Origin of the sequence: Rhizobium sp. S96, assembly GCF_030382195.1 — a bacterium.
Taxonomy (GTDB): Bacteria; Pseudomonadota; Alphaproteobacteria; order Rhizobiales; family Rhizobiaceae; genus Rhizobium.
Genome location: NZ_JAUDRY010000003.1, coordinates 219114 through 233210, shown reverse-complemented (window position 1 = coordinate 233210; position 14097 = coordinate 219114). Strand labels below are relative to the sequence as shown.

The 14097-nt window shown below is 61.1% G+C and carries 10 protein-coding genes; 7 read left to right on the top strand and 3 right to left on the bottom strand.

Features of this window, described 5'->3' with window-relative positions; genetic code table 11:
• Positions 1-89: 89 nt before the first annotated feature.
• Positions 90-563: a VOC family protein gene (locus tag QTL94_RS02125; protein WP_289800433.1), complete on the bottom strand. Its 474-nt coding sequence runs from the start codon at positions 561-563 to the stop codon at positions 90-92.
• 200 nt (positions 564-763) lie between these two features.
• Between QTL94_RS02125 and QTL94_RS02120 the strand changes: the two genes are divergently transcribed.
• From QTL94_RS02120 to QTL94_RS02105, 4 genes are all read left to right on the top strand, one after another.
• Positions 764-2560: an acyl-CoA dehydrogenase C-terminal domain-containing protein gene (locus QTL94_RS02120; RefSeq protein WP_289800432.1), complete on the top strand. Its 1797-nt coding sequence runs from the start codon at positions 764-766 to the stop codon at positions 2558-2560.
• 107 nt (positions 2561-2667) lie between these two features.
• On the top strand, positions 2668-3876 hold the full coding sequence (locus QTL94_RS02115) for an acetyl-CoA C-acetyltransferase (RefSeq protein WP_289800431.1): 1209 nt from the start codon (positions 2668-2670) through the stop codon (positions 3874-3876).
• A gap of 12 nt (positions 3877-3888) precedes the next feature.
• Positions 3889-6102 carry an FAD-dependent oxidoreductase gene (locus tag QTL94_RS02110; RefSeq protein WP_289800430.1) on the top strand — a complete coding sequence of 738 codons (2214 nt, stop codon included), beginning with the start codon at positions 3889-3891 and terminating at the stop codon, positions 6100-6102.
• A gap of 278 nt (positions 6103-6380) precedes the next feature.
• Positions 6381-6590 (top strand): cold-shock protein, encoded by a 210-nt coding sequence (locus QTL94_RS02105; RefSeq protein ID WP_018898356.1) that lies wholly within the window; start codon positions 6381-6383, stop codon positions 6588-6590.
• Positions 6591-6738: 148 nt separating this feature from the next.
• Here the strand turns inward: QTL94_RS02105 and QTL94_RS02100 are convergent, their stop codons facing one another.
• A complete protein-coding gene (locus QTL94_RS02100; protein ID WP_289800429.1) occupies positions 6739-7842 on the bottom strand; it encodes an MFS transporter in 1104 nt (367 codons plus the stop codon).
• Positions 7843-7976: 134 nt separating this feature from the next.
• Between QTL94_RS02100 and QTL94_RS02095 the strand changes: the two genes are divergently transcribed.
• Positions 7977-8579, top strand: coding sequence for a TetR/AcrR family transcriptional regulator (locus QTL94_RS02095; RefSeq protein WP_289800428.1), 603 nt, complete (start codon positions 7977-7979; stop codon positions 8577-8579).
• Here the strand turns inward: QTL94_RS02095 and QTL94_RS02090 are convergent.
• Positions 8539-12042 carry a PAS domain-containing hybrid sensor histidine kinase/response regulator gene (locus tag QTL94_RS02090; protein ID WP_289800427.1) on the bottom strand — a complete coding sequence of 1168 codons (3504 nt, stop codon included), beginning with the start codon at positions 12040-12042 and terminating at the stop codon, positions 8539-8541. The two genes, QTL94_RS02095 and QTL94_RS02090, sit on opposite strands and share 41 nt — an antisense overlap.
• Positions 12043-12256: 214 nt before the next feature.
• On the opposite strand from QTL94_RS02090, the gene mscL reads away from it, so the two are divergent.
• Positions 12257-12694 (top strand): large conductance mechanosensitive channel protein MscL, encoded by a 438-nt coding sequence (gene mscL / locus QTL94_RS02085; protein ID WP_065689438.1) that lies wholly within the window; start codon positions 12257-12259, stop codon positions 12692-12694.
• A 120-nt stretch (positions 12695-12814) separates the two neighbouring features.
• Positions 12815-13981 (top strand): pyridoxal phosphate-dependent aminotransferase, encoded by a 1167-nt coding sequence (locus tag QTL94_RS02080; protein WP_065689439.1) that lies wholly within the window; start codon positions 12815-12817, stop codon positions 13979-13981.
• Positions 13982-14097: the final 116 nt, after the last annotated feature.

Below are 14097 nucleotides of genomic sequence, written 5' to 3'. Positions count from 1 at the left end.
GCGTCCAATTATGGGTCTCCATGATTTCTATACATAGCCGCCACAGAAAGATAGCACCCTCATAATATACCGTTTCAATTGATTTCCGTTCAGCGGTAGGCGGCCTGAAGGGTCGCCAAGTCGAGCTTGACCATCTTGAGCATCGCTTCCGTGACGTGTTTGGCGCGCTCCCGATCCGGATCGGCAATCATGTCGGCGAGCACGCAAGGCACGATTTGCCAGCACACGCCCCAGCGGTCTCGCAGCCAGCCGCATTGCTCTTCGGTGCCGCCATTGCCAAGAAAGCGTGTCCAGATCCGGTCGATCTCTTCCTGGGTTTCGCATTGCACCGAGATCGAGAACGCATGGTTGAACGGATCGAGCGGACCCGCCTGCATGGCCGTGAAGTCCTGCTGCCTGAGTTTGAATTCGACAATGGTGACGCTGCCGGGAGGGCCGCTGGGTGTTTCCGCGGGAAGCACCGTCGTTCTCCCCATGGACGAATTGGGCACCGTTGCCACATAAAATGCAACTGCTTCCCGCACGTTCTTTTCGAACCAGAGATTCGAGCTGACCTTGACCATTGTTCGTCCTCCTCGCTGTTCGTTGCTAATGCATCACAGCCATAGGACGTTCCGAGACGGCGGTTCCCGACATGCGCCAGCCGAAACGGGCGCAGAAATTCGCGGCGCTTGAAATTTGACGTTTACGCAAACGTCAATATTTTGTAATAGAGTCTCAAATGCCGGTCTCGCCCGGTAAGCGAATTGGAGGAATTCGAACGATGCCAGTCTACAAGGCCCCGGTGAACGACACGCTCTTCGTGCTGAACGATGTGCTGGGTCTCGAACGCTACAACAATCTGCCGGGCTTCGCCGATGCGAGCCCCGATATGATCGAGGCCATTCTGGGCGAGTCGGCGAAGGTGGCCGAGGAAGTGCTGTTCCCGCTGAATTATTCGGGCGACCAGGAAGGTTGCGTACGTAACGACGACGGGTCGGTCTCCGTGCCGAAGGGCTTCAAGGGAGCCTATGATGCCTATTGCCAGGGCGGCTGGACGGGTCTTGCCGTGCCCGAGGAGTTCGGTGGCCAGGGCCTTCCCTACACGCTCCACGCTGCCGTCGGCGAATATACCTCCGCCGCGAACATGTCGCTGATGATGTATCCCGGTCTGACGCAGGGCGCGATCGCCGCGATCTTCGTGCATGGCTCCGACGCGCAGAAGAAGACCTATCTGCCGAAGATGGTCTCCGGCGAATGGTCGGGCACGATGAACCTGACGGAACCGCATTGCGGCACCGATCTCGGCCTTCTGCGCACCAAGGCCGTGCCGCAGCCGGACGGCAGCTACAAGATCTCAGGTCAGAAGATATTCATCTCCGCCGGCGAGCACGGCATGACGGAGAATATCGTGCATCTCGTGCTCGCCCGTATTGAGGGCGCGCCGGAAGGCACCAAGGGCATCTCGCTCTTCATCGTGCCGAAGTTCACCGTCACGGACGACGGTATGGTTGGCGATCGCAATGCCGTTTCCTGCGGTGCCGTCGAGCACAAGATGGGCATTCACGGCAACGCAACCTGCGTCATGAATTATGACGACGCCACCGGCTTTCTCATCGGTGCCGAGAACAAGGGCCTCAGCGCCATGTTCGTGATGATGAACGAGGCCCGCCTCAGTGTCGGCCTGCAGGGCCTGGCGATCTCGGAAGTGGCCTATCAGAATGCCGCGAATTATGCCCGCGAGCGGATCCAGGGTCGCTCTCTCTCCGGTGCGAAGGCGCCCGAGAAGAAGGCCGATCCGATCATCGTGCATCCCGATATCCGCCGCTCGCTGATGACCATTCGCGCCTTCAACGAGGCCGGCCGCGCCTTCCTTCTCTGGACCGCCCTGAAGTCCGATATCGCCCACCGCTCGGCGGACGAGAAGGAGCAGCAGACGGCGGACGATATTCTCGGCCTGGTCACCCCGATCCTCAAGGGCATGATGACCGACAAGGGCTTTGATCACGCTGTCATGGCGCAGCAGGTTTTCGGTGGCCATGGCTACATCGAGGAAAACGGCATGAGCCAGTATGTGCGCGATGCCCGCATCGCGATGATCTATGAAGGTGCCAACGGCATCCAGGCGCTCGATCTCGTCGGCCGCAAGCTCGGACAGAACGGCGGCCGTGCCGTTATGGCGCTCTTCAAGGAGATCGGTGATTTCTGCGAGGAGAACCGCCACGACGAACAGATGGCCTTCTTCACCAAGAACCTGAAGAAGGGCTTGAACGACGTGCAGGCGGCGACCATGTGGTTCATGCAGCATGCGATGGCAAAGCCCGACAATGCCGGTGCAGGCTCGACCGACTACATGCATCTCTTCGGTCTCGTCATTCTCGGCTATATGTGGGCGAAAATGGCAAAGGCCGCCAATGATGGCCTTGCCGCCGGAGAAGCCGATCGCGAAGCCTTCCTGCGCAACAAGCTGATCACGGCACGCTTCTTCATGGAGCGGATCATGCCGGAGACGGCCCTGCGCAAGGCGCGCGTCGAGACGGGTGCCGAAACGATGATGGCGCTGAGTGCCGAGGCGTTTTGAAGGTGGCGTCTTTTCTTCCCCGCGGGGAAGAGAGACGGATGCGGCATCGCCGCAGGGCAGAATTCAAGCGCTTGGCACCGCCTCTGCGCCGATAGGGAGATGAAGGTATGACCGAGGTTTTCGTTTACGATCACGTCCGCACGCCGCGCGGCCGCGGCAAGAAGGACGGTTCGCTGCATGAGGTGCCGTCGGTGCGCCTGGCGGCCAAGACGCTTGAGGCCATCCGCGACCGAAATGGTCTGGACACCTCGACCGTCGATGACATCATCATGGGCTGCGTCGATCCCGTCATGGAAGCGGGGGCGGTCATTCCGAAGGGCGCTGCCTTCGAAGCGGGCTACTCCACCAAGGCGCCGGGCATGCAGATCTCCCGCTTCTGCGCGTCCGGCCTCGATGCCGTGAACTTCGCGGCCGGCAAGATTGCCCAGGGCGCTGATGACATCGTCATTGCCGGTGGCGTCGAGAGCATGTCGCGCGTTGGCCTCGGCATGTCGGGCGGCGCATGGTTCATGGATCCCTCGGTGAACTTTCCGGCCTATTTCATGCCGCAGGGCGTCTCGGCCGATCTGATCGCCACCAAATACGGCTTCAGCCGCGATGACGTTGACGCCTACGCGGTCGAAAGCCAGAAGCGTGCCGCCAACGCTTGGGAGAAGGGCTACTTCAAGAATTCCGTCATTCCGATCAAGGATCAGAACGGCCTGACGATTCTGGATCATGACGAGCACATGCGCCCCGGCACGGACATGCAGGCGCTGGCATCGCTCAACCCGTCCTTCCAGATGCCCGGCGAGATGGGCGGCTTTGAAGCCGTCGGCATTCAGGCGCATCCCGAGATCGAGCGGATCAACTACGTCCACCACGCCGGCAACTCCTCCGGCATCGTCGATGGCGCCGCAGCCGTGCTGCTCGGCTCGAAGGCGGGCGGCGAGAGCATGGGGCTGAAGCCGCGCGGCCGCATCAAGGCCTTCGCCAACATCGGCTCGGATCCAGCGCTGATGCTGACCGGTCCTGTCGACGTCACCGAGAAGCTGCTGAAGCGCACCGGCATGACGCTCGCCGATATCGACCTCTTCGAGCTCAACGAGGCCTTCGCCGCCGTGGTCCTGCGCTACATGCAGGCCTTCGACATCCCGCACGACCAGATCAACGTCAACGGCGGCGCCATTGCCATGGGCCACCCCCTCGGCGCCACCGGGGCTATGATCCTGGGCATGGTGCTGGACGAACTGGAACGCCGTGATCTCAACACCGCGCTCGTCACGCTCTGCATCGGCGCCGGCATGGGCACGGCCACAGTTATCGAACGCGTCTAAGGGAGAGAGACGATGAGCTACACCAATTTCACCGTCGAGACCGACGCAGACGGCATCGCACTCGTCACCTGGGACATGCCCGGCAAATCCATGAACGTTTTCACCGCGGACGTGATGGACGAACTCGACGCCATCATCGACCAGACGGTGGCCGATAATGCCGTCAAGGGTGTTGTCATCACCTCGGGCAAGTCGAGCTTCTCCGGCGGGGCCGATCTGTCGATGATCAAATCGATGTTCACCTTCTACAACGAGGAGAAGGTCAAGGACCCTGCGAACGCCGCGCACAAACTCTTCGATCTCGTCGGCCGCATGACCGGCCTGTTCCGCAAGCTGGAAACCTGCGGCAAACCCTGGGTCTCGGCGATCAACGGCACCTGCATGGGTGGCGCGCTGGAGATGTCGCTTGCCTGCCACGGTCGCGTCGCTTCCAATGCCAAGTCGGTCAAGATCGCGCTCCCCGAGGTCAAGGTCGGCATCTTCCCGGGCGCCGGCGGCACGCAGCGCGTCTCCCGCCTGGCAGACGCTCAATCCGCCCTGCAGATGATGACGACGGGCCAGTCGCTGACGGCGGCGCGTGCCAAGGCGATGAACCTGATCCATCAGGTGGTCGAGCCGGATCAGCTGATCCCAGCCGCCAAGCAGATGATCAAGGACGGCCTGAAGCCGATCGCCCCCTGGGACGAAAAGGGCTTCAAGGCGCCAGGCGGCGGCATCTGGACGCCGGCGGCAGCCCAGCTATGGCCGGCCGCCCCCGCGATCCTGCGGCGTGAAACCGCCGGCAATTATCCCGGTGCGCTTGCGATCCTGAAATGCGTTTATGAGGGCCTGCAGGTGCCCTTCGATACGGCACTGAAGATCGAGCAGCGCTATTTCACCCAGGTGCTGCAGACCACCGAAGCATTCTCGATGATCCGTTCCCTCTTCATCTCCATGCAGGAGCTTGGCAAAGGGGCCCGCCGCCCCGCCGGCATCGCAAAGACGGAGCTGAAGAAGGTGGGTGTCGTCGGCGCCGGTTTCATGGGGGCGTCGATCGCCTACGTGACCGCCGCCGCCGGCATTCCCGTCACCCTTGTTGATCGCGATATGGAGGCGGCCAGCAAGGGCAAGTCAGTCTCCGAGGGATTGGTGAAGGATTCGATCAGTAAGGGACGTCTTACGCAGGATGAGGGCGCGGCCCTTCTCTCGCGCATTACGCCATCAGCAGACTATGCCGATCTCAAGGATGCCACTCTTGTCATCGAAGCTGTGTTCGAGGATCGCGACGTGAAGAAGGCCGTGATCGAGGCTGTCGAAGCTGTGCTGCCCGAAGGCGCCATCTTCGCCTCCAACACCTCGACGTTGCCGATCTCCGGCCTCGCGAAGAATTCGAAGCGGCCGGTCGATTTCATCGGCGTCCATTTCTTCTCACCGGTCGAAAAGATGATGCTGACCGAAGTGATCCTCGGCAAGGAGACCGGTGACAAGGCGCTGGCTGTGGCGCTGGATTATGTCGCCGCGATCAAGAAAACGCCGATCGTCGTCAACGACACCCGCGGCTTCTTCGTCAACCGCTGCGTCTTCCGCTACATCCACGAAGCCTATGACATGCTGATCGAAGGCGTGCCGGCGGCGATGATCGAAAATGCCGCCAAGATGGCCGGCATGCCGGTCGGGCCATTGTCACTGAACGACGAGGTGGCGATTGATCTCAGCCAGAAGATCCTGAAGGCGACCGTCGCCGATCTCGGCGAGGCGGCTGTGGATCCACGGCACCTGACGCTGATCAACAAAATGGTCGATGAACTCGACCGCCGTGGCCGCAAGAACGGCAAGGGTTTCTATGACTATCCGGCAAAGCCTGCCAAGAAGTCGCTCTGGCCCGACCTCAAGACCTTCTATCCGCAAAAGAAGGCGGAGGACGTCGATGTCGTCCTTCTCAAGCATCGCTTGCTGGTGACGATCGCGCTGGAAGCCGCGCGGACCATCGAGGAGGGCATCGTTACCGATCCTCGCGAAGCCGATGTCGGCTCCATCCTCGGTTTCGGCTTTGCCCCCTATACGGGCGGTGTGCTGTCCTACATCGACGGCATGGGCGTGAAAACCTTCGTCGCGCTCTGCGAAAAGTTGGCCGCGGCTTACGGAGATCATTTCAAGCCGACGGCGCTGCTGCAGGAGATGGCGGCAAAGAACGAGACCTTCTACACCAGGTTCGACCCCTACGCGGGAGAGCAGAAGGCGGCCTGACCGTTACGCCACGATGGAGAGCGGGCCGCGACGGGCCCCGCTTTCACCTTCGTGGATCGAATGCCTTGTGAAATTCGAAAGGGGAGCGAGGCGGATAGACCCAAAGCGCCTTGCAACGAACACAATTGCCGGGTAAAAGCCCAGCATCGATCTTGCTAGATGAACTTTGTAGCGGACATTCGTGTCGTTACTGGCGAACTTCCTCCAAAATCGGTTTCATCGCACATCGGTTCCGGCTGATTTGCATCTTTAGTGTACGATTTGAAAAGGATATCGTCATGAGCACAGGTACCGTTAAGTGGTTCAACGCAACCAAGGGCTACGGCTTCATTCAGCCGGACGACGGCTCGGCGGACGTTTTCGTTCACATCTCTGCTGTTGAGCGCGCTGGCATGCGCGAACTCAAGGACGGCCAGAAGCTGTCTTACGAGCTCGTTGCTGACAAGCGTTCGGGCAAGATGTCGGCTGACCGCCTGCAGGCTGCCTAAGCCTTAAAGAATATCATCTCCGGATCGTGACCACGGATGTACTGGCACGGTTCGTCGAGATGGAAGGGAAGGTCGGGTTTGCCCCGGCCTTTTTTCGTTTCAGGGGGCAGCATTCCTCTTCACCAGCCGCTATCGCTTCTCCCGCATATCAGGCCGCTGCACGCGCCGCCCTTGAACGCTCGGCGCGCAGGCCGAGAAGACCGGCCCCGGTCACGAGCACGATCGCCGTTGCGAAGATGTCGGTGGTCAGCTGGTAGCCGAGCGATTTTGCCAGGAAGCCGGCAAGGATCGCCGGCAGGCTGAACGCGAGATAGCTCTGGATGTAGAAGGCGGAAAGCAGTTCGGCGCGTTCGTCCGGCTTGGCGAGCGGCATGATCGTGCCGATCGCGCCAAGGAAATTGGTGCCAAACCCCATTCCCGTCAGCACCGTGCCGGCAAGCAGCAGCGGAACGCTTGCAAGATGGACGCCGGCGACCACGGTCAGGATGCCAAGGATGGTCGCGAGCGTTCCGAAGCCAAGGTTTGAATCGGCCGACTTGCCGCGTCTGAGATAAACGGCCCCGGCGCCCGAGACCATCAGCGCGGTCACCACAGAGCCACCTGTCAGCGGTGCATGATTGCCTGTCGTGTTGACCACCAGCGAGGGTACCAGCGACAGATAGAAGCCGCCAAGCGTCCAGTTCGCAATGTTGATCGGTGTCACCAACGCGAGCGATCGCTTGACCTGCGGAGGGATTGCGATCCGCGGCGTCAACGAACCCCAGACGCCCGGCCGCTGGCCGCCGGTTTCTCCGGTGGCCCATATGGCGATCGCCATGCCGGAGAGCGGCGCAATGGAGTTGATCAGTTGGCCCTTGGGACGATCGACATCGACGAGCGCCGCGCCGATGGAGGCGCCGGCAATGCCGGTCGCCAGTCCCTGCACGATCCTTGCGGCAATCAGCCATCCCGGTCCGCTTGCGACGACGAACAACGTCATGGCGACGATCTCAAGCAGCAGCGCCGAAAAGATCACCGGTTTGCGGCCGAGATGGTCTGAGATCGAGCCAGCGATCAGCAAGGCAAGCAGCAGTGCAAAGGCATAGACCGCAAAGATCACCGTGATCAGAACCGGAGAAACGGCAAAATTCTCCTGGTAGATCCGATAGAGCGGCGTCGGCGCGGCCGATGCCCCGAAGAAGGTGGCAAGGGTGATCGCGTGAAAGCGGATCGGATTGGACTTGGTCTCTATGGATTCGCCGGCGCCGCGCATATATAAGCTCCTTAAAGCTAAGTCGTTGCGTTAGTCCATGTAGGTCAGGCGTCGGCTAAAAGCAAATAAGTTGCGTTAATGGATCGCTCAATCTTTTTGAAACATGGCGCGCAGCGAAGAGGGTTGGGTTGGTAATGGCGGTAAAGGAAAATGTTCGTCCCGGCGGTCGTAGCGCCCGGGTGCAGGCGTCGGTCCACAAGGCCGTGCGCGCGTTGTTGCAATCGATGGAGCGAACGGACGTGACCATCCCGTTGATCGCAGGCGAGGCAGGTGTGACACCCTCGACGATCTATCGCCGTTGGGGCGATCTCCAGGAGTTGCTCGCTGACGTCGCGGTCGAGCGCCTGCGCCCTGACATGCGGCCGGTGGACACCGGCAGTGCCAAGGGTGATCTGGAGGCATGGGCCGAACAATATGCCGAGGAAATGTCGTCAGGCATCGGCCGTGAGATGATCCGCGATGTGCTGGCTGCGCAAGACAACGCCAATGCCTGCAAGTGCTACGCCTTCACCCGCGAGCAGATGGAGCTGATCGGCGATCGCGCTCAGGGGCGCGGCGAGCGCTTCCCTCCTGTGGATGCGGTGATGGATCGCGTCGTGGCGCCGATCATCTATCGGATCCTGTTCGGCGATGCGCCATCGGCCGATCACGTGCGCGGCCTCGTGGCGGATGTGATGAGCAGCGAAGCCGTCGCCGCTACTCCGCCGCTGCCCGTTTCTGCGCGGAAATCTGGGTGATATAGGCGCGCAGTGCGGCGGGCCGAACAGGCTTGTGCTGAATGCTGATGCCGTGGCGTTCCGCCTCGGCGCGAACCTCCGGCGTGCGGTCGGCGGTCACGATCAGACCTGGGATGTAGGACATGAACTGCTCGCGGGCCGCGAGGATCGCTGCAACCCCTGTCCCGTCGCCCAGATGGTAGTCGGCGATGACAAGGTCCGGGGCCTGTTGTCGGAAATCAAGCTGGGCGATCGCGGCCAGCGAATCCGCGCACTGCACATCGCAACCCCAGCCGCCGAGGAGCAGCTGCATTCCCTCGAGAATATGCGGTTCGTTATCGATGCAAAGAATCCTCAAGCCCTTGAGGTTCTGCGCGGACCGTTCGGCGGGTGGGGCAGGGGTGGATGGTTCGACCTGCCGCGAGACGTCGCGGGGCATGACGATGCGGAAGTCTGTCCCTTTGCCGTGGGTCGAGTGCAGCTCGACAGGATGGCTCAGCACGCGCGCGATGCGGTCGACAATCGACAGCCCGAGCCCCAAGCCCGATGCGGTCTTGGCGCCTTCGTCGAGCCGTGCGAACTCCTTGAAGACAGTCCGGAATTTCGACGGCGGGATGCCGATGCCGGAATCCATCACCTGAATGACGACCTGGTTTCCGCGTCGACGTGCGCCGACCAGCACCTTGCCTGATATCGTGTATTTGATGGCGTTGGATACGAGGTTCTGCACCAGCCGCCGCAACAGGTTCGGGTCGGAGCGAACCCGAAGCGAGGTCGGCATGACCACCAGCTTCAGTTTCTTCTCGCGTGCAATCGGCGCGAAATCGGTCTGGATGCGCTCCAGCAGATCCGAGAGCGGCACCGAGGCAAGGCGCGGACGCATGGCGCCGGTATCCAGCCGGGAAATGTCGAGAACGGCCCCGAGAATGCTTTCGACCGACTCCAGCGCCGAATCGATGTTGCGCACGATCGCGCTGCTTTCGGATTGCCCTATTCGCTCCACGAGAGCGGACGAATAAAGTCGCGCGGCATTGAGCGGTTGCAGGATGTCGTGGCCGGCGGCGGCGAAGAACCGTGTCTTGCCGAGATTGGCATCGTCGGCTGCTGCGCGGGCCTCGCCGAGCTCGTGATTGACGCGGGTGAGCTCGGCGGTCCGCTCGGCCACCCGCTGCTCCAGCGTTTCGTTGGCCTGCTTCAACGCCTTGTCCGCGGCGACGCGTTGTGTGATGTCGGTGAACGTCGCAACGATGCCCTTGTCAGGCATGGCGTTGGAGCGCACTTCGATGATCCGCTCGCCGCCGGCCAGAACCAATGCGAACGGTTTGTCGAGGGCGAGGAAATGCCGCACCGTCTGGCTGTGATCGCCACCGGGAAGGTCGCCCCGTTCGCTGAGGATCGCGACGATCTCGGAAAGCGGGAAGCCCACCTGTCCGGCAGCTTCGGGAAGATCCAGCAACTGCCGGAACCGGCGGTTCCAGATTGTCAGGTGGTTCGAGCTGTCGAAAACGGCAATGCCCTGATCCATCTGCGACAGAGCCGTCTGCAGCATGTCCTGGTTATACTGGAGTGCTTCGCTCGCCTGATCGAGCAGCCACGCCGTATCGGCGGAGGCGTCCTCGACCTTCTGCAGGATCAGCGACAGCACGAGACGCGCTGAAGATGAGCCGATGGCGCTGCCGAGCAGCTGCTCGGTGAAATGGATCAGGGCCATGTCCGCAGGCTGCTCGTCATCGAGCTTGCGCCCCGAGCTCTGCTGGTAGGTCAGAAAGGAACGCTCCATCCGCTCGTCGCCAAGATAGCGGGATATCGTCGCTTTAAGATCGCCGACACTGATCCGGGTCTTCCAGCCGCGTGTTGCAAACTGCGAGCGGGATTGCCGCTTGATGAAGATACCCGCCTGGATACGCTCGAGCGGTCTGGCGTTGCGGGTGACCGAGCCGATGACGAAGAAGGCGGTGTTGACGAGCAGGCTCATGACAGTCGCATTGACGAGCGGGTCGGCGTCGGGAGCCGTAAAGACAGTCGTGCCGGGGAAGATGAAGCCGAGCACGGCGCTGGCGACCGACGAATAGTCAGGTCCGCCGAGCGACGGCAGAAACAGCAGATAGACCCAGATGACGAAGCCCGAGGTGAGCCCGAGGATGGCGCCGCGCGCATTGGCACGCCGCCAGATCAGCCCGCCGAAGAGCGACGGCGACATCTGCGCTATGGCCGCAAAAGAGAGAAGACCAATGGAGGCAAGCCCGGTCGTGCTGTCGGTGGATCGGTAGTAGGCATAGCCAAGCAGGAGAACGGCGAATATGGCGCTGCGTCTGATGTTGAGCAGCGTCTTTGCGAAATCGTCCCGCTGCCCGGCGCGCCCGGCAAGCTTTCGGTGCAGGAAAATCGGCATGATGATGTCGTTCGACACCATGATCGAGAGGGCGACCGAGGCGACAATCACCATCGCCGTCGCGGCGGAGAAGCCGCCGATGAAGGTGATCAGCGAGACCACCGGCATCTGTCCGACGATTGGCAAGGACAGCATGTAGAGATCGGCATTGCCGCTGCCGCCGAACGTCAGCAATCCGCCGATGGCAACCGGAAGCACGAACAGGTTGATGGCAACGAGATAGAGCGGAAACAGCAACCCGGCGAGACGCAGCTCCTTCGGCGTCCGGTTTTCCACGACCGTCACATGGAATTGCCGCGGCAGCATGATGATCGCGAACGCCGAGAGCAGCGTCAGCGTAATCCACCGGCTGAGCGGCGTCTGGTAGCTCAGGGCGGACTGCACGAGTGCGTTGTCGGCGGCCTTCTGCCAGAGATCGCTGGGGCCGTCGAACAGGAACCAGATGACGCAGACGCCGGCGGTGAGAAAGGCGACGAGCTTGACGACCGACTCCATCGCGACCGCGAGGATCAGTCCATCCTGGTGCTCCGTGGCGTCTGTGTGGCGCGTGCCGAACATGATGGCGAAGCAGGCCAGCACCAGGGTTACGAGCAATGGCAGATCGAGGAAGTAGAGATTGCCGCTGCCGATCCCGTAGTCGGAGGGATTGAGCATCGCGCTCACCGTGCTCGACACCGACTTGAGCTGCAACGCGATATAGGGAATGGCGCCGACGAGGGAGATCAGGGCAACGATCGTCGCGACGGTTGAATTTTTGCCGTACCGGGCGGCAATGAAGTCCGCCACCGACGTCAGCTTCTCGGCCTTGGCAAGGTCGATGATCCGGCGCAACACCGGCATGCCGAGGGTGAAGACGAGGATCGGGCCGATGTAGATGCCGGTGAATTCCAGCCCGCGCTGCGCCGCCAGTCCGACGCCGCCGAAATACGTCCAGGAGGTGCAGTAGATCGCAAGGCTCAGCGCATAGACGATCGGCCGGCCGCCTTGCGGGACGCCGAAACGCCTGCGCCGGCGATCGCCATGGCTTGCCACGGCAAAAAGCAGCAGCAGATAGCCGAACGCGGATGCAAGTATGACCCAGCCTGGCAGCATAGACCCTCCGCCGGCGCCAGATGCGCCGGTCCTCCCGGACGGTTCGAGACTACGGCAATTGATAGGCTTTGAACATCGGCCCCATCTAGGCCTTAAGTCAAAGGCCGGCAGGACATAACGATATTTGTAATTAGCAATTGAATATTTGTTTCGAACATGTAGCTAATAAAAACAATGGCATGTCAGTGGACTGCATCAAAGGGAGACAGATCGCATGCTCAACGAGTTCAAAGCATTTATCGCCCGCGGCAATGTCATGGACCTTGCTGTCGGTGTGATTATCGGCGGTGCCTTTGGCGGCATCGTGAGATCGCTGGTCGATGACATCATCATGCCGATCGTTGGCGCGATCTTTGGTGGTTTCGACTTCTCCAACTACTTCATTGGCCTGTCTTCGAACGTCAATGCACCGACCTTGGCGGCCGCTCGCCAGCAGGGTGCGGTTCTTGCTTATGGCAGCTTCATTACCGTTCTCATCAACTTCATGATCCTTGCCTGGATCATCTTTTTGATGGTCAAGGGCGTGAACACGCTTCAGAAGCAGGTCGAAAAGCAGAAGAAGGCAGCACCGGAAGAAGCGCCTGCAACGCCTGCCGACGTCGCGCTTCTCACCGAAATTCGCGACCTGCTGGCCAAGCGCCCGGCCGTCTGATCGAGACTGGCCCCCTTGGCTATGGCGGGGCCAACCATCAAAGAAATCGACATTGCATCACGGATTGTCATGGGATTTGCCTTCGTAATTATTCTATGAAGGCAAAAACCGGAGTGATGCATGTCGATCGTAAGCAGCCTTAGCCCGCGCGCCGTCTCTGCGCCTGAAAGCGGGATCGTTGAAGTCGTCAACTACGCGCGTGGCAGAGAAGGCCTTTTGCCTTTGTGGGTCGGCGAGGGGGATCTGCCCAGCCCCGATTTCGTCAACAAGGCCGCGATGGATGCTCTCGGCGCCGGCGAGACCTTCTACACCTATCAGCGCGGCATTCCCGAGCTTCGCCAGGCACTTTCGGACTATTATGCCCGCAATTTCGCGGTTGATCTTCCGGTCGACCATTTCTTTGTGACCGGTTCCGGCATGCAGGCGATCCAGATCGCCGTGCAGGCGCTGACTTCCCCGGGCGACGAACTTGTTTACCTGACTCCGGCTTGGCCCAATATTGCCGCGGCGCTCGAAATTGCAGGGGCCCGTTCGGTCGGCGTGCAGCTGCAATTCCAGGGCGGCAAATGGGCAGTCGATCTTGATCGCATCGCAGCGGCAATCACCCCGAAAACCAAGGCACTCTTCATCAACACCCCGTCCAACCCGACCGGCTGGACCGCGACGAAGGAAGATCTGGCCGCCATTCTCGGGCTGGCGCGCAAGCATGGTCTCTGGATCATGGCCGACGAGATCTATGCTCGTTACTACTTCCCCGGCGGTCGCGCGCCCTCGTTCCTCGATGTCATGGACGCCGACGACAGGATCATGTTCGTCAATTCCTTCTCGAAGAACTGGTCGATGACCGGCTGGCGCGTGGGTTGGATCGTGGCGCCGCCGCAGACCGGGCAGGTGATTGAAAACCTCATCCAGTATTCGACCTCGGGCGTCGCCCAGTTCATGCAGAGGGGCGCCGTCGCTGCCTTGAATGATGGCGAGGCTTTCGTGGAGGCCAACATCGAAAAGGCAAAGCGCTCGCGCGACATTCTCTGCGACGCCCTCATTGCGACCAATCGCGTGCAAACGCTCAAGCCTGATGGTGCGCTTTATGCGTTCCTGAAGATTGACGGCGTCACCGACAGCCGCAAGGCGGCGATCGATATCGTCGACAAGACCGGCGTCGGCCTGGCCCCCGGCGCGGCGTTCGGCGCCGGCGGCGAGCTGTTTCTCCGTGCCTGCTTCCTGCGCGATCCCGCGCAAATACAGACGGCGGCCGACCGCCTTTGCGACTACATTCTCAAGCTTTGATAGGGCGCTCGAGGGCTCGTTTCTCGAGCCCTCGGCCCGAAATTGGCACATCGATAAAATTGTAGAGAACGTCGAAATCCCGCTCTAACCACATCGCCAAACTTACCCGCCTCAAA

Coding starts and splice junctions, on each gene's coding strand:
- QTL94_RS02105 (WP_018898356.1), top strand. CDS start 6,381: ATGAGCACAGGTACCGTTAAGTGGTTCAACGCAACCAAGGGCTACGGC.
- QTL94_RS02110 (WP_289800430.1), top strand. CDS start 3,889: ATGAGCTACACCAATTTCACCGTCGAGACCGACGCAGACGGCATCGCA.
- QTL94_RS02095 (WP_289800428.1), top strand. CDS start 7,977: ATGGCGGTAAAGGAAAATGTTCGTCCCGGCGGTCGTAGCGCCCGGGTG.
- mscL (WP_065689438.1), top strand. CDS start 12,257: ATGCTCAACGAGTTCAAAGCATTTATCGCCCGCGGCAATGTCATGGAC.
- QTL94_RS02080 (WP_065689439.1), top strand. CDS start 12,815: ATGTCGATCGTAAGCAGCCTTAGCCCGCGCGCCGTCTCTGCGCCTGAA.
- QTL94_RS02115 (WP_289800431.1), top strand. CDS start 2,668: ATGACCGAGGTTTTCGTTTACGATCACGTCCGCACGCCGCGCGGCCGC.
- QTL94_RS02100 (WP_289800429.1), bottom strand. CDS start 7,842: ATGCGCGGCGCCGGCGAATCCATAGAGACCAAGTCCAATCCGATCCGC.
- QTL94_RS02120 (WP_289800432.1), top strand. CDS start 764: ATGCCAGTCTACAAGGCCCCGGTGAACGACACGCTCTTCGTGCTGAAC.
- QTL94_RS02125 (WP_289800433.1), bottom strand. CDS start 563: ATGGTCAAGGTCAGCTCGAATCTCTGGTTCGAAAAGAACGTGCGGGAA.
- QTL94_RS02090 (WP_289800427.1), bottom strand. CDS start 12,042: ATGCTGCCAGGCTGGGTCATACTTGCATCCGCGTTCGGCTATCTGCTG.